Genomic DNA, 20,032 nt, shown 5'->3' with positions numbered 1-20,032 from the left:
GGGAACGGGTCCGGGGAGTCTGTTCGGTGCGATGCGGCGGCGAGGGAGGTGCCGTTCGCGCCGCCGCCGCGGCGGGAACCGTCATCGGCCGCGGGTGAGCCGATCCGGTGCGCCGTCAGTGGGATGTCAGTGGGCCGTCCAGCCGCCGTCCAGGGGGATCGACGTGCCGGTGATGTAGGCGCTGTGGTCGGTGCACAGCCACAGGGCCGCCTCGGCGACCTCGGGCGGCTCGATGAGGCGCTTGATCGCGGTGCGGTCCAGGAAGACCTGGTCCACCACGTCCGCGGCCGGAATGCCGTGGGCGAGCGCCTGTTGGGCGATCTGCTCCTCGACCAGCGGGGTACGGACATAACCCGGACTGATGCAGTTGCTGGTCACGCCGTGCGGGGCGCCCTCCAGGGCCACCACCTTGCTCAGGCCCTCCAGCGCGTGCTTCGCCGTGACGTACGCCGACTTGTAGGCGCTGGCCCGAAGGCCGTGCACGGACGAGATGTTGACGACCCTGCCCCACCCCCGCGCGTACATGTGGGGCAGCGTGCGGCGCAGGATGCGGAACGGCGCTTCGACCATGACCCGCTGGATCAGCGCGAAGCGCTCGGGGGGGAACTCGTGCAGAGGGGCGACATGTTGCAGGCCCGCGTTGTTGACCACGATGTCGGCGTCGTCCGGCAGCGCGTCCACGGCCTCGGCCTCGGAGAGATCGGCCACGACGGCCGTGCCACCGATCGCCTCCGCCACCTCCTTGGCCGCCTCGCCGGCCCGGTCCACCACGTAGACCTCGGCGCCCGCCGCGGCGAAGCCGTCGGCGCAGGCCCGGCCGATCCCGCTGGCGGCACCGGTGACCAGCACTTTGCGGCCGGTGAGGAAGCCGGTCGACGCCAGGCCGGACGCGGTGGTGTCACCGGGCCCGGGATGCTGAGGTGAGCCCTCGTCGGAGCTCTTGGTGCTGTCCATGGCGGACCACGGTAGGGAGGAACCACGCGGCCAGACATGTGGGTCGCCGACATACTTTCGCGCCGGGGAATGGACCCCACCACCATGGGGTGACGGCGGGCCGTGCTCCGACATCCTCCGACCGCCCGTCTGAACCACCGCAGGGACGCGGGCACTCCGGCCTGTTCGTCCCGCCCGGCCCGGGGCATGTCACAGCGTCACGGCCGACACCATGGGTGGACGAGCCACGCCGGGCACCGCGGTCCTGGCTGTCCCTCACATGTCGCGGCGCCGGGCGCCGGTCGTACGGTCCGCTTCCAGCACGTCGTACGACAGCGGGCCGGCCGCGGACACGTGCCGCGGAGTCCGGCCGAAGGAACGGGTGCGGGGCGCGACCCGGCGGGGTGGGACCACCGCCGCCGCGCCGCGTCCCCGCTCCCACCCACCTGACACCACCCCACCCCAGCCCACCCGACCCCCCATCACTCATCGGAGCCGCATCATGCTTCACTCCCCCTGGCGTGGATTCCTCCGGCGCTGCGCGTCGGCCGCAGCACTGGGCGCCGTCGTCGCCGGCCTGGGCGTCGTCGGCCCTGCCGCGTCGAGCGCGGCGGCCGCGGGCACCCTCCAGCAGGTCACCGGCTTCGGCTCGAACCCCGGCAACCTGGCGATGTACGAGTACGCCCCGTCCGGTCTTCCCGCCGACGCACCGCTGGTGGTCGCCCTGCACGGCTGCACCCAGTCCGCGAGCGACTACCACACCCACTCCGGCTGGCAGAAGTTCGCCGACCAGTGGGGCTTCGCCGTGGTGTACCCGCAGACCGGCTCGGCCAACAACAGCCTGTCCTGCTTCAGTTGGTTCGACGCGGCCAAGGACACCCGGGCGAAGGGCGAGGCGGCCTCGATCAAGCAGATGGTCGACACCGCCGCGGCGCAGTACGGATCGGACCGCAGCCGCGTCTTCGTCACCGGGCTCTCCGCCGGCGGTGGGATGACCGCGAACCTCCTCGCCGACTACCCGGACGTGTTCGCCGGCGGATCGGTCGACTCCGGTCTCCCCGCGCAGTGCGCCACGACGCAGGCCGCCGCCTCGGGCTGCCAGTACAGCAACCAGAACCTCACCCCGAAGCAGTGGGGTGACAAGGTCCGCAACTCCTACCCCGGCTATACGGGTCCGTGGCCGCGGGTCGCCATCTGGCAGGGCTCCTCCGACACCACCGTCGCCCCCGTCAACGGCACCGAACTGCGCGACCAGTGGACCGACGTCTGGGGCATCGGCCAGACCGCGTCCAGCACCCGTAACCTGACCGGCGGCACCACCGAGAGCATCTACGACGACAGCACCGGCAAGCCCGCCGTCGCCCTGTTCTCCGTCTCCGGCATGGCGCACGGCCTCGCCGTGAACCCCGGCTCGGGTGCCGACCAGTGCGGCAGCACGGGGACGTACTACCTCAACTCCATCTGCTCCAGCTACCACACGGCGAAGTTCTGGGGCCTCGACGGCAGCGGTGACCAGGGAGGCACCGGTTCGCTGCCCGCCCCGTCCGGCCTCAAGGTGACCGGCACCACGGACACGGCCGCTTCGCTGTCGTGGACCTCGGTCAGCGGCGCCACCACGTACAACGTCTACCGCGGCGGCACCAAGGTGGCCTCCACGACGGGCACCGCCTACACCGACAACGGTCTGTCGGCCGGGACCTCCTACGGCTACACCGTCGCCGCGGTCGATCCCTCCGGAGCCGTCGGCGCGATCTCCGCGTCCGTCACGGCGACGACGACAGGCTCCGTACCCAGGTGCTACACCGGCAACAACTACCAGCAGGTGCAGGCCGGCCGCGCCCACCAGACCGGCGGCTACACCTACGCCAACGGCTCCGCCCAGAACATGGGCCTGTACAACGTCGCCGTCACTCACACCCTGAAGGAGACCTCTCCGGGCTACTTCGTCATCGCGGACTCGGGCTGCTGACGCGGTTGCGCGAACCGACGGGCGTCAAGGGGACCTGACAGAGAACCATCGGGTCAGGTCCCCTTGTCGCCGCGGGGAAGAAGGTTGTTCGCGGTGTCCGCGACACGCCTGACCGGCGGACGGCGTCGGGTCGTCATGCGCTGGTGGGCGGCCCCGGAATCCGTTGGTTGTAGTGGCGTGCCGCCCGGTCGTTGAGGCCGCTGCCCAACCGCCGGGCCCTTTCCGTCCAGCTAGTGGCTGGGCGATCGATGGTGTGGCCTTGCGCCATGCCGTCGTCCGCGGAGTCGCCGGCCGCGCTTTCCGCGGACGGGGACCGAGGGAGAAGCCGGGCAGCGAGTCCGCTGAGCCGGGTGACCGTGGTAGGCGCCACGCCGTGCGCCACCGACGCGACCCGCGCCGCGGGGGTGAGGACCACGCGGGTCCGGCGCTTCTCCAGGGCCTGGACGATGCGCTCCGCCGCACGTTCGGCGTCCATGGAGATCACGGGCGCTCCGGACAGAGCGGAGAACCAGGCGAACTCCTCGGACGACCGGCCGCCGAATTCGGCCTGCAGATGCGAGCCGGTGCGCATCAGGCCGGGATGGACCGTCGTCACGCTGAGGCCTTGGCCGGCCGTCTCGGCACGCAGTCCCTCGCCCAGAGCGCCGACGGCTGCCTTGGCACATGAGTAGGGGAGCAGGTGCGGAACCGCGAGCAGCCCGCCGACGGAACCGATGAGGCACAGGCGGCCCCCGGCCTCGCTCATGCGCAGGTGCGGAAGGGCCGCCATGGCCGTGTTCACGGTGCCACCGAAGATGGTGGTCATGGCGTCCTCGAAAGCCTCGTTGTCGAGCGATTCCACCGGAGCGACCTGGATGACACCCGCGTTGGCGACGACGACATCCAGCCTGCCGCGCCGCGCCTCGGCCTGCCGCACCATCGACTCCACCGCGTTCCGGTCACGGACGTCGCACACCGCGGTGGAGACGCGTCTCCCGGTCTTCTCTTCGACCCATTCGGCGCCGCGGCGCAGTTCGTCCTCGTCGCGCGCCGCCACGGTGACCTGGCAACCGCGCTGTGCCAGACGTGCGGCCACCAGCAGTCCCAGCCCTCTGGACCCACCGGTGACCAGTGCGGACAGGCCTTCCAGGTTCGATCGCCTTGACGTGTGTGTCACGTGTTCTCACCTCGCTCTTCGAAGGAGCCTCGAGTACCCGCATCGCCTGCGCGCAGACGCGAGGACGCCGCACTCCGGCGAAGCACCCTGGATCGAGGGCGCTTCGCTAGGCCCCGCCGATGGCCCTCCGGTAGGCGACGTGCCCACCCAAGGCGCCGCTGACGGCGACCGCTGCCAGGCCGGCCAGCGACCACAGCTTCCCCTTCGCGGAGCGGCCGCGTAGCCGGGCGGTCAGGGATCCGGTGAAGAAGGCCACCGCCGCCACGTTCGTGACCGCGTGGGCCAGCCCGACCCGGGCCTGTTCGGGCGGCAGATCGGCCCAGTCGGTCCAGCCGGAGACGGCGGCGGGGGCGATGCCCGCGAGGCCGACGGCCGTGAGGATGGTGGGCGCGCTCCGGACGGCGGGCCTCGGCACGACGTCGAGCACGACGGCCGAGAGCCAGCAACCGATCGGCACCTGCACGAGGACGGGATGCACCGGGTGCCCCAGTGGCCTGCCGCGCAGGAGATCACGTACGTCGCCCAGAGGAAGCGAGCGGATTCCTCGCTGAAGAGCCCGGACGGCCGGGTCCGCCACGGGCGAGTTCTCGATACGGCCCAAGGTTTTCAGCCACGCCGCTGACGGCGCGGACGGGATGAGGGGACTTCTGGAATCTTCCGGGACGGGGGAGAGGGGTGGGTTCATGCAGAACGCGTACCCGTTATGACAGCTCCGTCCCGTTGCTGTGCCGACTGGTCTCCCGTGCCGCCCGGCCTGCGGGCGGCCCGCTCGACTGCGGAGTGCGTCCGCTCTCAGCCCCCTCGACGGCCGGTGCCCGACCTCTGTGTGAGCGACGGGATGCGCGTATCGCCTGCCTCCGGCGATGCCTGATGGCCCTTCTCAAGGTGCGGTATGTCGGATATGCACAAGACTTAACCCCATGGCAGAAGAGCGTCGCCCTCGCGCAAAGAAGTCCTCGACGGCCACCGCGCGCCGCCCACGCGCCGTGAAAGGAGCCGAATCGGCTGCTCGTGCTGCCTCCCGGAGCCTCGAGGGCCTGATCGGCCACCCGACCGAGGGCGTCACGGCCGTCGGACGGGAGGACGACGGCTGGCGTGTCGTGGTGGACGTACTGGAGCTGCCGCGCATCCCGGACACGACGAGCCTGCTGGCCTCGTACGAAGTTCGGATCGACCAGGACGGCGAACTCGTGGAGTACCACCGGGTCCGCCGCTACCGGCGGGGATCCGCCGACGACTGACCCAGTCTCCCGACGACCGGAAGGACGCTTCATGTCCGCGACCACCTACTCCGACGAGGTAGTGGCTTGCCCACCTCGCGCGGGCACGTTGTACGACGTGCTCGAGCTCATCCTTGACCGGGGCATGGTGATCGACGTGTTCGTCCGGGTCTCCCTGGTCGGCATCGAGATCCTCAAGATCGACGCACGCATCGTGGTGGCGAGCGTCGACACCTATCTGCGTTTCGCCGAGGCCTGCAACCGCCTCGACCTGGAGCGGGACTCCGGCAGCACGACCATCCCGGAACTGCTGGGCGGGGGTGCGGCCGGCGCCGCCAAGTCCATGGGCAAACGCAAGGTGCGCGAGGCCGCACACAGTGTCGGCGACACGGTCCTCAAGGCCGTCGGAGGCAGGGACGACGACGCCGACGAGTCCGACGAGGACGAGGAAGAACACCGGGAGCACCCGAGGAAGCGTCGCCCTCCGGTCCGCAGCAGCAGTGCCGGCCGCCGCCGCCGCTCCGCGGAGGCGTGAGTCGTGAGCGACGACGCCGGTCTCTACGTCTACGCGATCACTCGTGCGGGAAGGCCGCTGCCGCCTGGTACATCGGGCGTCGGCAGCCCCGCGGCGCCCGTACGGTCGATCCGGCAGGGACGGGTGGCGGCGGTCATCAGTGACGCCCCGTCCAAGTTGCGCGCCAGGCGCCGTGACCTGCTGGCTCACCAGGACCTTCTGCTGCGGCTCTCGGCCCGGGGTCCCGTCCTGCCGATGCGCTTCGGAATGGTCGCCTCGGACGAAGAGACGATCCGCGGCCAACTGGCGGCCCGCGAGGCGGACCACCTGGTGGTGCTGGAGCACCTCTCGAACGCGATCGAGGTGAACGTCAAAGTGCTGTCCGCGCAGGACGCACTGGCGAGCGTCGTTGCCGAGGACAAGAACGTACGCCGCCTGCGGGACACTCTGCGTCGGCAGCCGGGGTACGAGGCCAGTCTGCGGCTGGGGGAAGCCGTGGCGGCGGCCCTGGACAGCCGGGCCCTGGACGCGGGTCGGCACGTTCTGCGGGAGCTCGCCCCCCGGGCCAGAGCGGTGGCTCAGGGCCCCGACGTCCAGGGTTGCGTTCTGAACACCTCGTTCCTCGTGCCCCGAACAGACAGCGACGCCTTCCTGGCGCTGGCGCGAGACATGGCCCACGAACACCGGAACCGGCTGCAACTGCGCCTTTCGGGCCCACTGCCCTGCTACAGCTTCGTCTCCGCCGAACGTGTCCCCGTCCGAACGGCTGGAGTCTGAGATGGGCCTCATCAGTGGACTCCTCACGCTGCCCATCGCACCCGTCCGGGGCGTCGTCTGGGTGGCGGAGAAGCTCAATGACGCAGCGGAGCGTGAGCTGCACGATCCAGGAGTGCTCCGTACGCAGCTGGCCGTCCTGAACCAGGAACTTGAAGACGGCGCCATCAGCCTGGAGGAGTTCGAACGAGAAGAGGAACGGCTGCTCGACCGGCTCCATGCCGCCCGAGCCCGTTCCACGCCGACGGATCGAAGGTGACGCACTCATGGACGAGAAGGACAAGGTGGCTCTTGCCGCCGCTGTAGTGGGCGGCTACGTGCTGGGCCGTACCAAGAAGGGCCGGATGGCCCTCTCCATCGCTACCTACCTGGCCGGCCGTCGATTCGGCCTGGAGCCCCGTCAGTTGGCCGCCGAAGGCATGCGCCGTCTGACAGAGATCCCGCAGGTGGCCGAGTTGCAGGAGCAGTTGCGCGGAGAGGTGCTGGACGCGGGCCGCAAGGCCATGGCCGCCGCGGCCGAACGCAGCATGGGGACGCTTGCCGGTGCCATCAGTGAGCGCACGGCGCTGATCGGCGCGAAGCCGGACGAGGAAGAGGACGAAGAGGAGTACCCGGAGGACGAGGACGCCGAGTACGACGAGGAAGACGAGGAAGAGGAGGACGGCGAACCGGAGGACGGCGAACCGGAGGGGGAGTACGAGGACGAGGAAGAGGAGGAAGAAGAGGAGGACGAGGAGCCGGAGGGCGAGTACGAGGAAGAGGAGGAGCCCGAAGAAGAGGAAGAGGAAGAGGACGAGGAGGAAGAGGAAGAAGAGCCGGAGGAGGAGCCGGAGCCCAAGCCGCGTCGGCGGAGGGCTGCTCCCAAGCGCGGAGAGAGCGACTCCGGGTCGCAGGGGAAGACCGCAGGGCGCAAGTCGGCGCCGGCGAAGAAGTCGGCGGCGAAGAAGACCGCTCCTGCAAAGAAGGCTGCTCCCGCCAAGAAGGCGGCTGCGAAGAAGGCGCCGGCCAAGAAGGCGGCCGCGAAGAAGGCACCGGCCAAGAAGGCACCGGCCAAGAAGGCGCCGGCGAAGAAGACGGCGGCGAAGAAGACCGCTCCCGCGAAGAAGACAGCAGCCAAGAAGACGGCGGCGTCCAAGCGGACCGCATCCAAGAGCGCCAGTCGTCGGAGGTAGACCGCCATGGCCAAGACGGAAAGCGACCAGCCCGCCGAGGCATCGGGAATGGACCAGGTTCGCGAAGAGCTGTCGAAGTTCCTGTCCAAGCAAGTGGAGCACCTTGCCGAGAAGGCCGGGGGGAAACTGACCGACCTCACCGGACAACTGACGGACGCGGCCGACAACGGAGGCTCTCTTCCCGCGATCGGATCACGCATCCTGCAGGGTGACTCGCCGGTGAAGGCCTTTGTCTCGGAGAAGGCCAAGGGCGTCAAGGACAACGTGGTCGACAAAGCGAAAAGCGCCTTCGGGGGAGGTGGAGGCAAGGGGAAACGGAAGTCCAGCGGCGGCAAGGTCATGAACATCGACGAGGTCCTCGACATCGGCGTGCCGCTGCGGGACGCCTATGACTACTGGACGCAGTACGACCAGTTCAGCAGCTTCGCGAAAGGCGTCCAGGACGTCTCGAAGGGCGACGAGCTCGAGAGTGACTGGAAGGTGAAGGTCGGGCCGTCGACACGCAGCTTCAAGGCGACCGTCCAGGAACAGATCCCCGACGACCGCATCGTATGGACCTCCGAAGGCGCCAAGGGCACCACCCGCGGGGCGGTCAGCTTCCACGAACTGACACCCACGCTGACGCGCGTCATCCTCGTCATGGAGTACTACCCGGCCGGGTTCTTCGAGAAGACCGGCAACCTCTGGCGCGCTCAAGGCCGCCGTGTACGCCTCGACTTCAAGAACTTCCAGCGATACGTCACTCTCGCCACCGAGGAACCCGAAGGCTGGCGAGGTGAGATCCGCGACGGGGAAGTCGTGGTCACCCATGAGGACGCCGTCGAGGAGGAAGAGGCGCAGCGGGAGGAGTCGGAAGGCGACGAGCCCGAGGACGAGTCCGAGGAGAGCGCCGACGACGCTTACGAGGACGACGACGAGGACGAGGAAGAGCCCGAGGACGGAGAAGAGCCCGAGGACGAAGAGGAAGAGGACGAAGAAGCGGAGGAGGCCTACGACGGCGAGGACGAGCCCGAGGACGAAGGGGGAGAAGAGGAAGAAGCCGAGGATGAGGACGAGGACGCAGCGCCGCCGAAACGCGGACGGAGGCGACGTCAGTGACTGATGTCGACTTTCGGCAGGAGCACTATCCCGCCCCCGGACCTCAGGCGAACAACCTCGCCGACATCCTCGAACGCGTCCTGGACAAGGGCATCGTGATCGCCGGAGACATCAAGATCGACCTCCTCGACATCGAACTGCTCACCATTCGGCTCCGCCTGTTCGTGGCATCCGTGGATACGGCGAAGAAGGCCGGAATCGACTGGTGGGAGTCCGATCCTGCCCTCAGCTCCCGCGCTTCTCGCGACGCCCTGCACGAGGAGAACCGCGAACTGCGGGAGCGTCTCCGGGCGCTCGAGTCCGGGACGGCGGACGAGTAGGGACGCCGCCGGACGGTGTGCACGGTCTGAAAGATCAACCATCGACGATCGAGGAGAGCCGACGTACATGAGGCAGCACGACGCTGACGTTTCGGACGCCAACGCCACCTATGTGTTCGCCGTCTGCCGCGACCCGGACCCGTCTTCCTGGGCCGGCCTGCCCGGAGTGACGCACGAGGCGCCTGTCAGGCTGCTGGCGCTGGACTCCTTCACAGCGATCGTGCAGACCGTCCGAGCCCGTGACTTCACCGACGAAGCCTGGCAGAGCCGTCTGTCGGACCAGCGGGAACTGGAACGATACGCACGCGCGCACCACGACGTCGTCTCGGTGGTCGCGGCTGCCTGCCCCACCGTTCCGCTGCCGATGGCGACGGTCTATCACGCGGACGAACGGGCCCGGGACGCTCTGACGAAGGAGACGGCTCGGTTCCGCGCCGCGTTGAAGCGGATCGCTCACCACGCCGAATGGGGTGTGAAGGTGTACGCACCCCCGGCTGCAACGGCTGCAACGGCTGCAACGGCTGCAACGGCTGCAACGGCTCCCACGGACGACGCGGACCGGCGCGCCGGTCGGCCGGGCGTCACAACGGGCCGAGGGCGCCCGGCGGCGGGAGCGGGCCTCGCGTACCTCGAGCGCAAGCGCGGTGCGCAACGACTTCGTGAGCGGAGTCAGGAAGATGCCCTGAGGACAGCCGAGACGGTGGATGAGCAGGTCGGGCGGCTCGCCACCGCGTCCCGCAGGCTTCGACCGCACCCTCAGCCGTCGACGGACCGGAGGGTCCAGATCCTCAACGCCACCTATCTCGTGGCGGAACGCCGCTCCGAAGAGCTCGCGCTGCTGACACGAACCCTGCAGGAACGTACCGGAGCACAGATCGAGCTGTCCGGACCCTGGGTGCCCTACTCCTTCGTCGGCGAGGTGTAGACCGTGACGCACGACCCGGTTCCCTGGGACAGCGCAGGTCCGTTGAACGGGCCCATCGGCGTGCCGCTCGTCGACCTGCTGGATCGTGTTCTGGCAACTGGCGTGGTGGTCAGTGGGGACCTGGTCATCGCCATTGCCGACGTGCCCTTGGTACGGATCTCGCTCCATGCCCTGCTGTCATCCGTCAACGAACGCGTCCCGGCCCCCTGGGCAGACAGTGGGCCACTGTGACGACCCCCCGACTGGACCTCGACCGTGACCAGATGGGACGCGATCTGGTGGCGCTGGTGCTCACCGTGGTCGAGCTGCTCCGGCAGCTGATGGAACGGCAGGCGATCCGCCGCATCGAGCAGGGAGACCTGAGCGATGAGCAGGCCGACGAGATCGGGACGACCCTGATGCTGCTCGATCAACGCATGACCGAGCTCTGCGCACAGCACGGTGTGAACCCCGAGGACCTCAATCTCGACCTCGGCCCCCTGGGAACGCTGCTGCCCCGAAACTGAGGGCGCCCCGGCGGGTGGCCCCCAGCGTGTTCGTGGGGGCGCGTCCCGTGTGTGCGCCGGCCCTAGACGAAGCTGTACGGCGGAAGCGGGCCGTGCAGCCGGAAGTCGAAGTCCTCGCCCATCTGATGGGCGAGGCTCATCTCGGAGGCCGTGAACAGTTCGTCCTGGTCGCTCGACACAAGAAACGAGACGCTGAGGAAGTCCTCGCCGCTCGGTGCACCGGGCTTGACCTCCCGGGTGAACGGGCGGAACGCCTCGGTCACGCCGGACGCCAGTGCCTCCAGGCGGGGGCGCGCGTTCTGTACGTCCAACTCGCCCTGCCGGGAACCCGCTTCGGAGTCGGCTTCGGCGTCCCGGAGGTGATCATTGGGCTGTCTGGCTTCCTGGGCCGCTTTGAGGCTGTATTCGACGCACCCGTCCAGCCGGCGCAGCCTCTCCGCGTAGTCATCCGCGTGTTCCTCCACAGCGGAGCGGACGGCATCGTCGTCCGGGGCTGTGGCGCCGAAGCGGAGGGGGAGGACGACACCGCTCTCCATCAAACGTTGCTGGACGTCGTGATGGGCGCCGATGTCCCGTTCCGTGGGATGCGGTTCCTCGGAGACGTCGCTCACCACGGCGCAGAGAGGGCCGGCGGGCACCGTACGCAGAGGGGTCGGTGGGCCGCCCACGCCGTTGAGGCCGTCGAGCCGCAGTGGATGGTCCCTGAGCGTCAGGGCGTACGCGTACACGGTCGCTGCGCGGTCCGCGCGGTCCTCCTCGGGAGAAACGGTTCCCGAGGCGCTTCGTGCCCGGTGCCGACGCGGTCGAATGCCCGCCGCTCCCGCCTCCGCTCCTGCGTTGTCCCTTTCCGAGTCGTTGCTTTCGCCATCCTTCCGGGTGTTCGGCTGGGCCCGGGTGAACGCGTCGATGACAAGTCCGCGGTCGAGAATGAGTTCCAGAACGTCGCAGAGGCTGCCCGTTCCACTACTGGGGGCAACGCTGTATCCGCTCTGTGGCATCACACTCACGATGCTTCCTTTCACTGAAAGTGAGGCCGGCGCCGCTTTCGCCGCGCTGGGAGCGCCGCTTTCGTCACGGAGCGTCAGGCAACCTTGTACGTGGAGCGCTGCTCGGTAGGTGATCGTCACACTGGCGGCTTCCGATATGTGGTGATGCCCGAGTACCTCTGCCTCCGTCTCTCAATCGTCGTCCATCTGGTTGCGATGGCGAAAGCGGAGGGAAACCTGCTGTGTGCCGATGAGAACTGCGCCGGTCGAAGGCTTCGCCGATCTGCAGGAAGTGCTGGCGGACCTCTGTCGTCCATAGGGCCGCCCCGCCCCCGCGGGGATGGTGAACCGGAGTGGACTGCGCACGGGCCGCTGGGACCGGCGGCCTGGCCGGCTGCCCCGGTGGTGCGGTCACTCGGGCCGATGCGTCAACCGGGCGGGACCCGCGCCGTCGTGATCGCACCGGTGAACGTGCCCTGACCTTTAGGTCTCCGGATCTCCTGGGGCGGAGCCCTCGTCGAGGTCCAGGAACATGCGGGTCGAGCGGCGTGGTGTCGGGGCGCCTTCAGGGCCGTATCCGAGCCGGATGAGCATCTGGACATGGTCGAAGGCGGCCGTGGGGTTCCCTAGACGACTGCGCAGGTCGGGCCACTCCATGGCCTGATGCAGGAGCGACGTCCGTAGGCCGTGCGCGGTAGCGACCAGCAGGACGTGTTGCAGCGACTGTCCGGCCCGCAGCCAGTCGGAGCGGCGGTCGTGGCCCGTGGCCAGACAGGCCAGCGTCGGGGTCCGCTCGAACGGGCGTGAGGGCAAGCGCTCCCGGGAGCGTTGAGCCGAGAAGTCACGCATCGGCATGCGTTCGAAAGCGTCCTGCGGTCCGAGGGCGTCGGACGGGATGCCCGAGTCGGAGGTTGCGTCCCGGCCGGTCCACCGGCGGCTTTCGACGCTTCGGTAGGGGTCGTCATGATTGCGGTGTTCGGCCTGTGCCGTGACCCGCAGCAGACGTTCCACCTCGTGCGGCGTGGGGACGGTCAGCTTGGCGCCCTCCAACTGGGCGGCCTCCACCAGATCGAGCAGGACGAGGCCCGGGACCGCTTCCTCGGTGAAGGTGAGCCGACTGCTGTGTCGGCGCCAGATCGCGTCGTACAGATCGGTGGTGTGCGGTGCGCGGGCGTTCGCCTGGCGGGCGATCCGGACGGTGGCGAGGAGGCCGGGGCGGTGAGGATCGGGGAGCAGCCGGGTGACCGGCGTCCAGCCGAGGTGGGTCACTGCCACGCGAAGGTTGAACAGAGCCGCTCCGGCCGCTATGTGCAGGGCCCTGCCGTGAGGGTCCTCGTAGGGCAGAGCCCGCTCGGCGGTCGCGTGAATCTCGAGGGTGGGCGCGTCGGCGGCGAGCCGGAAGCGCCACGGCTGGGTGTTGTGCATCGATGGAGCCGCCACGGCGGCGGACACGAGCTTTTCCAGCGTCGCCGAGTCCGGATAGGTCGAGGGCATGGCGGCCTCCTGCCGGACGAGGTGGACCGCGGACACGCGGCTGTCTTCAGGCTGGGCTTCCGGGGGGCGACGGCCCAGGGGCCGACCGGCCCGGGCCAGGGGGCTGAACGGTCACGTTCTGGTGCGTTCGTCCTTCGACGGCACACCGTCCTGGAGGGAGCAGAAGGCGCACCGGGCTCCTCCTGGACGGACATCCGTGCCGGGTGTCCAGTCGAAGGCTCGGCCCGAGCGAGGCGATTCCGTCGGTGGGGAAAGGCTCGGCCCGAGCGAGGCGATTCCGTCGGTGGGGAAAGGCTCGGCCCGAGCGAGGCGATTCCGTCGGTGGGGAAAGCCTCGGTGGGGAAAGCCCTCGTGGTCCGTCCGATCGGCCCTCGCGTGGCAACGGCGATCGAAGAGATGCTGAGCGGATGACGAAGGGGAGGGAGTTGCATGTCCCTGCACCGTGGTGCTGAGAGCAAGGGACCGTGGCATTGCCTGGTGCCGCGGCTGGCACCGGGCCTCGGAGTCCTGAGGGGGTACCAGCGGTCCTGGCTGCGCGGTGATCTGGTGGCCGGGCTGACGGTGGCCGCCTATCTCGTTCCCCAGGTCATGGCGTACGCGGGCTTGGCGGGACTACCGCCGGTCGCCGGACTGTGGGCGATCCTGCCGGCTCTGCTCCTCTACACGCTGCTGGGTTCGTCGCGGCTCCTGTCCGTGGGGCCTGAGTCGACGACCGCGCTGATGACGGCAACGGTCGTCGGTCCGCTCGCCGCAGGCGATCCCGGACGGTACGCCGTGCTCGCCGCGGGCCTGGCCGTCGTGGTCGGCCTGCTGTTCCTCGTGGCGTGGGCGGCACGCCTCGGCTTCCTCGCCGATCTGCTGTCCCGGCCGATCCTGGTCGGTTATATGACGGGCGTGGCGCTCATCATGATCGTCGACCAGTTGTCCAAGTTGACCGGTGTGCCGACCACGGGAGCGGAGTTCTTCCCCCAGCTGTTTTCCTTCCTGGCCCATCTCGGTGAGGCCCATCTCGCCACGGTGGCTTTCTCCGCTGCGACGATCGCCTTCCTCTTCCTGGTGCCGCACTACTCCCGTGTCCTTCCGGGGCCGTTGATCGCCCTGGTGCTCGGCACGCTGCTCGTGGCCGTCCTCGGTCTGGATCACCACGGCATCACCGTGATCGGTGATGTGCCGTCCGGCTTGCCCACTCCGGTGCTGCCGGCCGTCGACGATCTTGCACGACTGGTCCTTCCGGCGCTCGGGGTCCTCCTCGTCGGCTACACCGACGTCATCCTCACCGCGCGAGCTTTCACCATCGACGACGGCGAACTCGACCCGAACCAGGAGCTCCTGGCACTGGGCGCCGCCAACCTCGGCGCGGGAGTCCTGCACGGACTCCCGGTGAGCAGCAGCGCGAGCCGCACCGCCCTGGCGGCCTCGGCGGGCGGCCGCACTCAGGCGTACTCCCTCGTCGCGGCCGCCGCCGTCCTCGCCGTCCTGCTCCTCCTCAGCCCCCTGCTCTCCCACACCCCGGCGGCGGTGCTGGGCGCACTGGTCGTGTACGCCGCCGTCCGCATCATGGATTTCGCCGGATTCCGGCGGCTGGCCGCCTTCAGACGGCGCGAACTGCTCCTCGCCGTGGGCTGTCTCGCCGGGGTCCTTGCCCTGGACATCCTCTACGGCGTCCTGGTCGCCGTGGGGCTGTCGGTCGCCGAGATGCTCACGCGCGTGGCCCGCCCCCACGACGCCGTCGAGGGACTGGTGCCGGGGCTGGCCGGCATGCACGACGTGGACGACTATCCGCAGGCCCGCACGGTGCCGGGACTGCTGGTCTATCGCTACGACTCGCCTCTCTTCTTCGCCAACGCCGAGAACTTCAGGCGGCGGGCCCTTTCAGCGGTCGACGAACATCCTGGTCCGGTGGGGTGGTTCGTACTGAACACGGAGGCCAACGTCGAGGTCGACATCACCGCTCTCGATGCCGTGGACGAGCTGCGCAAGGAGCTCGGGCGCCGTGGCATCGTCTTCGCGCTCGCGCGCGTCAAGCAGGACCTCCGCCGCGACCTCGACGTCTACGGACTCACCGCATCAGTCGGCCCGGAGCTGATCTTCCCGACGCTTCCGACGGCTGTGGCGGCCTACGAGGACCGGCGGCGAAACCGCCCGGGGTCCTAGCTCCCGAGTCGTGTCAGCGTGCGGCCTTTGGCGACTCTCCGCGTGTCCGACCCCGGGCAACCCGCCCTTCGGGCGGCGCATTGGACCAGAACGCACGGACCTCCGACGGTTCGTGCCGGGCCCTCCGGCCCAACCGGGCTTCCGAGAAGGGCCGTTCAGCCCTGAGGTCGCGGCCGTTCGGCATCCGGTGCGGATCACCCTCGCTCGGGAGAGTGTTCCGTGTCGGGCACCGGGCCCGGCGGTTCCCGAAAGGGTCAGCATCATGGCTGTGCACGAGCATTCTCGTCGGCATGTGGGATTCCGTTGGCCGTCGTTGCGCGGGGCGGGCTCCGCGCGGCCGGCGGAAGGAGCCGAGGCGACGTCCGTCCCGGCGGTTCGGTCGTATGCGTTCGCGGGTCTGCGGCTGGTGACGGGGTTCGTGTTCCTGTGGGCGTTCCTGGACAAGACGTTCGGGTTCGGCTACGCGACGCCGTCCGGCAAGGGCTGGATCGACGGGGGATCGCCCACCAAGGGCTTCCTGAGCGGTGTGGCGGCCGGCCCGATGGAGTCGACGTTCCATTCGTGGGCCGGGGACACGTGGGCGGACTGGCTGTTCATGGCCGGTCTTCTGGGTGTCGGGATCGCTCTCGTCGCGGGTGTGATGCTGCGGCCGGCGGCGGTGGCGGGAACGCTGATGATGGCGTTCATGTGGCTGGCCGAATGGCCGCCGGCCCGGCATCTGTCGGACGGTTCGCCGAGCATGTCGACGAACCCGTTCGCCGACTACCACGTGGTCTACGCGGTGGTTCTGATCGTCCTGGCCGTGGTGGGCGCGGGAGCGACCTGGGGTCTGGGCAAGGTCTGGGAACGGCTGCCGCTCGTGAACCGCAACTCCTGGCTTCGGTGACCGCGGGGGCGGGGCGGTACGCCCACAGGGCCACCGCCCCGCAGGCCGGCCGGCGTCCATGGGGCCGATCGGCCCCCAGCGAGGACCCTGCGGCCCCTGCACCGCGAAGCCGTTCCGCACGACGCTGGAATCAGGCCCCCCGACCCTGGAGGTGGACACCATGCTCCGCACTGTCACCGTAGGTCTCGACGGCTCGTCCGAGAGCCTCGCCGCCACCGAATGGGCCGCACGTGAGGCCCAGCTCCGAGGACTGGAGTTGCGACTGGTCCACGTCTGGGAGCCGGTTCCCACCCCCATGGCACAGGCGCCCCTGCTCGGCGCCGAGACCCACCAGCACTGGAGCGAGCGGATTCCACGCGAGGCGGCCGACGGAGTACGTGCCCGGCACCCCGGGATCGAGGTCGCCGCGGAGCAGCACCACGGACAGCCGGCCGAGGTGTTGGTCAGGGCCGCGAACGACTCCGAACTCCTCGTTCTCGGAACCCGCGGACTGAGTGGCGTGGGGGGCTTCATGGTCGGCTCCGTGGGCCTGGCCGTCGTCGCGCACGCCGAGCGCCCCGTGATCTTCGTGCGTGCCGGTGAGCTGGCTTCGGACGAGCACCTGATGGATCCTTCGGGCATTCCGTCGGCGGCAGCGCCGTTCCGGCCCGTTGCACTCGGCCTCGACCCCCGTAGCCCCCATGACGCGCTGACGGGGTTCGCCTTCGCCGCGGCACAGCAGCGTGCCACGGCGCTTCGGGTGGTGCACGCCTGGAACGAACCGCCCTACATCGCGTACGGCATGCCGCCGGACCTGGAGATGAACGCCCGGCTCGCCGCGCAGGACGCCGCGGCGGTGACGGACGCGCTCCGGACCTGGCGCGAGAAGTACCCGGACGTCGAGATCATCGAGGACTCGCTGTCCGGCAAGGCGGCCAACCATCTCGTGGACGCCTCCCGCGAAGCGTCCCTGGTCGTCGTGGGACGTCGGATCCGGCGCGCGACGCTCGGCGCCCACATCGGACCCGTCACCCACGCCGTGCTGCACCACTCGGTCGCGCCCGTCGCCGTCGTCCCGCACGACTGATTCCGACAGCCCCGGCAACGGTCCGGTCCCACAAGGAGAGAGATCCATGAAGGCAGCAGTCGTCCGAGCGTTCGGTGAGCCGCTGGTCATCGAGGAACGCCCCGAACCCGAGCCGGGTCCCGGGCAGGTCCGGGTCCGTCTTGAGGCCTCCGGGCTGTGCCACACCGACATCCACGCCGCCCGCGGCGACTGGCCGGTCAGGCCGAGCCCGCCGTTCGTGCCCGGACACGAGGGTGTGGGCCTGGTCGAGGCACTGGGCGACGGCGTCACCCACCTCACGCTGGGACAGCGCGTGGCGGTGCCCTGGCTGGGCCGGGCCTGCGGACGCTGCGAGCACTGCCTCTCCGGCTGGGAGACGCTGTGCGAAGAGCAGATCAACACCGGATACGGGTGCGACGGCGGCTACGCCGAGAAGATGCTCGCCCGGGCCGACTTCGCCCAGCCGGTGCCGGACGGGATCGATCCGCTGGACGCTGCGCCGCTGACCTGCGCCGGCGTCACCACCTACAAGGCCCTGAAGGTCGCCGCCGTCAGGCCCGGGCAGTTGGTGGCCGTCTCCGGCGTGGGCGGGCTCGGTCACTTGGCCGTGCAGTACGCGAAGATCGCCGGCGCGACCGTCGCGGCGATCGACGTCACGGACGACAAACTGGACCTCGCCGAGGAACTGGGCGCCGACCTCGTCATCGACGCCCGCAAGGAGGACCCCGGCGAGGTGCTCAAGCGCCATGGTGGCGCGCACGCCGCGATCGCCCTGGCGGTGAACGAGGAGGCCTTCTCCGCCGCGTACTCCGGTCTGCGGCGCGGGGGAAAGCTCGTCATGGTCGCGCTTCCGGCGCACGGAACGATCCCCGTCCCGATCTTCGACACCGTGTTGAACGGGACGTCCGTGATCGGGTCCATCGTCGGCACCCGGCAGGACCTCGCCGAGGTCTTCGACCTGCACGCCGCGGGCCGGACCCGGGTGATCCGTGAGTCCCGCCCCCTCGCATCCGTCAACGACTCCATGGAGGACGTTCTCGCCGGCCGGGTCGCGGCCCGGATCGTCTTCGATCTCCGTCAAGGGAGCTGATCGCCATGGACCTTCCCCTCGTCGTGGGCGTCGACGGATCCGAGTCCAGCATGCGCGCCGTGGACTGGGCCACGGACGAGGCCGCCCTCCGCGGACTGCCGCTGCGCCTGGTGTACGCCTCGCTCTGGGAACGCTACGAGGGTGCCGCCCTCGCCGAGGGCCTCGGACGGTCTTCGGAGCAGATCATGGCCGACACGATCGTCGAGGTCGCCACCCAGCGGGCCCACCGTCGCAACGTCGACGTGAAGATCACCGCCGAGGTGCTCCCCGAAGACGCGGTGAGCCTGCTGCTCACGGAGGGCTTCGGCGCCACCGCGCTCATCCTCGGCTCACGGGGCCGCAGCGGGATCGCCGAAAGGCTGCTCGGGTCGGTGAGCCTCACGGTCGCCGCTCGCGCCCACTGCCCGGTGATCGTGCTGCGTGGCAGCCACGACAACCAGGCCAGGGCCGGGCGACACCAGCGGGTCGTCCTCGGCGTCGCAGATCCGGCGCACGGCGAGGCGGCGACCCGCTTCGCCTTCCAGGAGGCGGCGGAACGCGGGGTCCCCTTGGAGGCGATACGTGCCTGGCGGTGCCCCGCCCACGAGTCGACCGACCACCCGCTGATGTCGGGCGAGCCCGCGCGGTTGCACGAGCAGGCGGCCGTCGACATCCTCGACGCGGCGCTGCACACGGCGGCCGCCGATCACCCCGGGGTGGAGGTGCACCGGCGTACCGCCGAGGGACCGGCCCGCAAGGTGCTGCTGGAGGCCTCCACCGACGCCGACCTGCTCGTGGTCGGCGTCCGGCGACACGAGCCGCACGGACGCGTCGGCATGCAGCTCGGCCGGGTCGCTCACGCGGCCCTGCATCACTCGGCCTGCCCGGTCGCCGTCGTGCCACAACGGGGATGAGCGCCTCAGAGGCCCGCCGCGTGGTCAGGGACAAAGGTCTGCAGGTCGCGCGGCGGGCGCACATAGCCCGTCGACGGCGGCCGGGAGGGCAGTTCCAGGACCGGCGGCGGCACGTCGTGGTAGGGAACGGAGTCGAGCAGGTGAGCGATCATGTTCAGCCGGGCGCGGCGCTTGTCGTCGCTCTCGACCACGAACCACGGCGCCTCGGAGATGTCGGTGTGGACCAGCATCTCGTCCTTCGCCCGGGAGTACGCCTCCCAGCGGGTGATCGACTCCAGGTCCATGGGGGAGAGCTTCCAGCGCTTCGTCGGGTCCTTCAGCCGGCGCCGGAACCGCTTCTGCTGCTCCGCGTCGCTGACGGAGAACCAGTACTTGCGGAGCAGGATTCCCTCCTCCGTCAGCATCCGCTCGAAGATCGGGCACTGCCGCAGGAACAGTTGGTACTCCTCCTTGGTGCAGAAGCCCATGACGTGCTCGACTCCGGCGCGGTTGTACCAGCTCCGGTCGAACAGCACGATCTCCCCGGCGGCCGGCAGATGCTCCACATAGCGCTGGAAGTACCACTGGGTGCGCTCCCGCTCGGTCGGCTTGGGCAGCGCCACCGTGCGCGCGACGCGCGGGTTCAGATGTTCCGCCGCCCGCTTGATCGTGCCGCCCTTGCCCGCGGCGTCACGCCCCTCGAAGATCACCACCACGCGGGCGCCCTCGCTGCGTACCCATTCCTGGAGCTTCACCAGCTCCGTCTGCAGACGCAGCAGCTCCCGCTCGTACGCCGCAAGCGGCACCTTCGCCGTCTTCTTCTCGGCCATGCCGCCTCCTCCGCAGGATGACGCCTCCCGTCGCGAGGCGTTCCGATGCACGGCTTCCTCGTCACACCCCGCTGACTCACGGAGTGAT

General features: G+C 69.7%; 22 protein-coding genes. 16 read left to right on the top strand and 6 right to left on the bottom strand.

What is annotated here, in order from left to right; genetic code table 11:
• Positions 1 to 126: 126 nt before the first annotated feature.
• A complete protein-coding gene (locus B0675_RS31875; protein ID WP_081223074.1) occupies positions 127 to 954 on the bottom strand; it encodes a 3-hydroxybutyrate dehydrogenase in 828 nt (275 codons plus the stop codon).
• A 481-nt stretch (positions 955 to 1,435) separates the two neighbouring features.
• On the opposite strand from B0675_RS31875, the gene B0675_RS31870 reads away from it, so the two are divergent.
• Positions 1,436 to 2,902, top strand: a complete 1,467-nt coding sequence (locus tag B0675_RS31870) for a PHB depolymerase family esterase (protein ID WP_081223073.1) — start codon at positions 1,436 to 1,438, stop codon at positions 2,900 to 2,902.
• Positions 2,903 to 3,035: 133 nt separating this feature from the next.
• Here B0675_RS31870 and B0675_RS31865 read toward each other — a convergent pair whose 3' ends face one another.
• Together B0675_RS31865 and B0675_RS31860 are read right to left on the bottom strand one after the other, a co-directional pair.
• Positions 3,036 to 4,058: an SDR family NAD(P)-dependent oxidoreductase gene (locus tag B0675_RS31865; RefSeq protein WP_081223072.1), complete on the bottom strand. Its 1,023-nt coding sequence runs from the start codon at positions 4,056 to 4,058 to the stop codon at positions 3,036 to 3,038.
• 106 nt (positions 4,059 to 4,164) lie between these two features.
• Complete coding sequence (locus B0675_RS31860; protein ID WP_179165481.1) at positions 4,165 to 4,659, bottom strand: DUF2231 domain-containing protein; 495 nt, start codon at positions 4,657 to 4,659, stop codon at positions 4,165 to 4,167.
• A 319-nt stretch (positions 4,660 to 4,978) separates the two neighbouring features.
• Between B0675_RS31860 and B0675_RS31855 the strand changes: the two genes are divergently transcribed.
• The 10 genes from B0675_RS31855 to B0675_RS31810 all read left to right on the top strand — a co-directional run bounded on the left by B0675_RS31855 (position 4,979) and on the right by B0675_RS31810 (position 10,587).
• Complete coding sequence (locus B0675_RS31855) at positions 4,979 to 5,299, top strand: gas vesicle protein (RefSeq protein WP_081223070.1); 321 nt, start codon at positions 4,979 to 4,981, stop codon at positions 5,297 to 5,299.
• A 31-nt stretch (positions 5,300 to 5,330) separates the two neighbouring features.
• The gene (gvpJ, locus tag B0675_RS31850) at positions 5,331 to 5,813 is read left to right on the top strand and encodes a gas vesicle protein GvpJ (RefSeq protein WP_081223069.1); all 483 of its coding nucleotides are present in this window, start codon (positions 5,331 to 5,333) and stop codon (positions 5,811 to 5,813) included.
• 3 nt (positions 5,814 to 5,816) lie between these two features.
• The gene (locus B0675_RS31845) at positions 5,817 to 6,569 is read left to right on the top strand and encodes a GvpL/GvpF family gas vesicle protein (protein WP_081223068.1); all 753 of its coding nucleotides are present in this window, start codon (positions 5,817 to 5,819) and stop codon (positions 6,567 to 6,569) included.
• Between the two features lies 1 nt (position 6,570).
• Complete coding sequence (locus B0675_RS31840) at positions 6,571 to 6,825, top strand: gas vesicle protein GvpG (RefSeq protein WP_081223067.1); 255 nt, start codon at positions 6,571 to 6,573, stop codon at positions 6,823 to 6,825.
• A gap of 7 nt (positions 6,826 to 6,832) precedes the next feature.
• On the top strand, positions 6,833 to 7,738 hold the full coding sequence (locus tag B0675_RS41110; protein ID WP_081223066.1) for a histone protein: 906 nt from the start codon (positions 6,833 to 6,835) through the stop codon (positions 7,736 to 7,738).
• A gap of 6 nt (positions 7,739 to 7,744) precedes the next feature.
• Entirely contained in the window at positions 7,745 to 8,836 is a 1,092-nt protein-coding gene (locus B0675_RS31830) for an SRPBCC family protein (RefSeq protein ID WP_081223065.1), read from the top strand.
• Positions 8,833 to 9,156: a gas vesicle protein gene (locus tag B0675_RS31825; protein ID WP_081223064.1), complete on the top strand. Its 324-nt coding sequence runs from the start codon at positions 8,833 to 8,835 to the stop codon at positions 9,154 to 9,156. The genes B0675_RS31830 and B0675_RS31825 overlap by 4 nt, the downstream gene beginning before the upstream one ends.
• 67 nt (positions 9,157 to 9,223) lie before the next feature.
• Entirely contained in the window at positions 9,224 to 10,081 is an 858-nt protein-coding gene (locus B0675_RS31820; protein ID WP_081223063.1) for a GvpL/GvpF family gas vesicle protein, read from the top strand.
• Positions 10,082 to 10,084: 3 nt separating this feature from the next.
• Positions 10,085 to 10,312: a gas vesicle protein gene (locus B0675_RS31815; RefSeq protein ID WP_081223062.1), complete on the top strand. Its 228-nt coding sequence runs from the start codon at positions 10,085 to 10,087 to the stop codon at positions 10,310 to 10,312.
• Positions 10,309 to 10,587 carry a gas vesicle protein K gene (locus B0675_RS31810; protein WP_081223061.1) on the top strand — a complete coding sequence of 93 codons (279 nt, stop codon included), beginning with the start codon at positions 10,309 to 10,311 and terminating at the stop codon, positions 10,585 to 10,587. Before B0675_RS31815 ends, B0675_RS31810 begins: the two co-directional genes overlap by 4 nt.
• A gap of 62 nt (positions 10,588 to 10,649) precedes the next feature.
• Here the strand turns inward: B0675_RS31810 and B0675_RS31805 are convergent, their stop codons facing one another.
• Together B0675_RS31805 and B0675_RS31800 are read right to left on the bottom strand one after the other, a co-directional pair.
• On the bottom strand, positions 10,650 to 11,585 hold the full coding sequence (locus tag B0675_RS31805) for a GvpL/GvpF family gas vesicle protein (protein WP_081223060.1): 936 nt from the start codon (positions 11,583 to 11,585) through the stop codon (positions 10,650 to 10,652).
• A gap of 471 nt (positions 11,586 to 12,056) precedes the next feature.
• Positions 12,057 to 13,067, bottom strand: a complete 1,011-nt coding sequence (locus B0675_RS31800) for a nitroreductase family protein (RefSeq protein WP_081224003.1) — start codon at positions 13,065 to 13,067, stop codon at positions 12,057 to 12,059.
• A gap of 429 nt (positions 13,068 to 13,496) precedes the next feature.
• Between B0675_RS31800 and sulP the strand changes: the two genes are divergently transcribed.
• From sulP to B0675_RS31775, 5 genes are all read left to right on the top strand, one after another.
• Positions 13,497 to 15,221, top strand: coding sequence for a sulfate permease (sulP, locus tag B0675_RS31795; protein WP_081223059.1), 1,725 nt, complete (start codon positions 13,497 to 13,499; stop codon positions 15,219 to 15,221).
• A 262-nt stretch (positions 15,222 to 15,483) separates the two neighbouring features.
• Positions 15,484 to 16,107, top strand: coding sequence for a DoxX family membrane protein (locus tag B0675_RS31790; RefSeq protein WP_081223058.1), 624 nt, complete (start codon positions 15,484 to 15,486; stop codon positions 16,105 to 16,107).
• 160 nt (positions 16,108 to 16,267) lie between these two features.
• Positions 16,268 to 17,173 carry a universal stress protein gene (locus B0675_RS31785; protein WP_081224002.1) on the top strand — a complete coding sequence of 302 codons (906 nt, stop codon included), beginning with the start codon at positions 16,268 to 16,270 and terminating at the stop codon, positions 17,171 to 17,173.
• A gap of 46 nt (positions 17,174 to 17,219) precedes the next feature.
• A complete protein-coding gene (locus B0675_RS31780) occupies positions 17,220 to 18,242 on the top strand; it encodes a zinc-dependent alcohol dehydrogenase (protein ID WP_081223057.1) in 1,023 nt (340 codons plus the stop codon).
• Between the two features lie 5 nt (positions 18,243 to 18,247).
• Entirely contained in the window at positions 18,248 to 19,135 is an 888-nt protein-coding gene (locus tag B0675_RS31775) for a universal stress protein (RefSeq protein WP_081223056.1), read from the top strand.
• A 5-nt stretch (positions 19,136 to 19,140) separates the two neighbouring features.
• Here the strand turns inward: B0675_RS31775 and ppk2 are convergent, their stop codons facing one another.
• Entirely contained in the window at positions 19,141 to 19,944 is an 804-nt protein-coding gene (ppk2, locus tag B0675_RS31770) for a polyphosphate kinase 2 (protein WP_081223055.1), read from the bottom strand.
• Between the last annotated feature and the right edge of the window lie 88 nt (positions 19,945 to 20,032).

Source organism: Streptomyces sp. M41(2017) (assembly GCF_002078175.1).
GTDB lineage: Bacteria > Actinomycetota > Actinomycetes > Streptomycetales > Streptomycetaceae > Streptomyces.
The sequence above is the reverse complement of the archived record's forward strand: the minus strand, read 5'-3'. Positions and strand labels throughout refer to the sequence as shown.

Excerpts from the sequence above, each read along its gene's own strand:
- B0675_RS31875 (WP_081223074.1), bottom strand. The coding sequence starts at position 954 with ATGGACAGCACCAAGAGCTCCGACGAGGGCTCACCTCAGCATCCCGGG.
- B0675_RS31870 (WP_081223073.1), top strand. The coding sequence starts at position 1,436 with ATGCTTCACTCCCCCTGGCGTGGATTCCTCCGGCGCTGCGCGTCGGCC.
- B0675_RS31855 (WP_081223070.1), top strand. The coding sequence starts at position 4,979 with ATGGCAGAAGAGCGTCGCCCTCGCGCAAAGAAGTCCTCGACGGCCACC.
- gvpJ (WP_081223069.1), top strand. The coding sequence starts at position 5,331 with ATGTCCGCGACCACCTACTCCGACGAGGTAGTGGCTTGCCCACCTCGC.
- B0675_RS31840 (WP_081223067.1), top strand. The coding sequence starts at position 6,571 with ATGGGCCTCATCAGTGGACTCCTCACGCTGCCCATCGCACCCGTCCGG.
- B0675_RS41110 (WP_081223066.1), top strand. The coding sequence starts at position 6,833 with ATGGACGAGAAGGACAAGGTGGCTCTTGCCGCCGCTGTAGTGGGCGGC.
- B0675_RS31830 (WP_081223065.1), top strand. The coding sequence starts at position 7,745 with ATGGCCAAGACGGAAAGCGACCAGCCCGCCGAGGCATCGGGAATGGAC.
- B0675_RS31820 (WP_081223063.1), top strand. The coding sequence starts at position 9,224 with ATGAGGCAGCACGACGCTGACGTTTCGGACGCCAACGCCACCTATGTG.
- B0675_RS31805 (WP_081223060.1), bottom strand. The coding sequence starts at position 11,585 with ATGCCACAGAGCGGATACAGCGTTGCCCCCAGTAGTGGAACGGGCAGC.
- B0675_RS31800 (WP_081224003.1), bottom strand. The coding sequence starts at position 13,067 with ATGCCCTCGACCTATCCGGACTCGGCGACGCTGGAAAAGCTCGTGTCC.
- sulP (WP_081223059.1), top strand. The coding sequence starts at position 13,497 with ATGTCCCTGCACCGTGGTGCTGAGAGCAAGGGACCGTGGCATTGCCTG.
- B0675_RS31790 (WP_081223058.1), top strand. The coding sequence starts at position 15,484 with ATGGCTGTGCACGAGCATTCTCGTCGGCATGTGGGATTCCGTTGGCCG.
- B0675_RS31785 (WP_081224002.1), top strand. The coding sequence starts at position 16,268 with ATGCTCCGCACTGTCACCGTAGGTCTCGACGGCTCGTCCGAGAGCCTC.
- B0675_RS31780 (WP_081223057.1), top strand. The coding sequence starts at position 17,220 with ATGAAGGCAGCAGTCGTCCGAGCGTTCGGTGAGCCGCTGGTCATCGAG.
- B0675_RS31775 (WP_081223056.1), top strand. The coding sequence starts at position 18,248 with ATGGACCTTCCCCTCGTCGTGGGCGTCGACGGATCCGAGTCCAGCATG.
- ppk2 (WP_081223055.1), bottom strand. The coding sequence starts at position 19,944 with ATGGCCGAGAAGAAGACGGCGAAGGTGCCGCTTGCGGCGTACGAGCGG.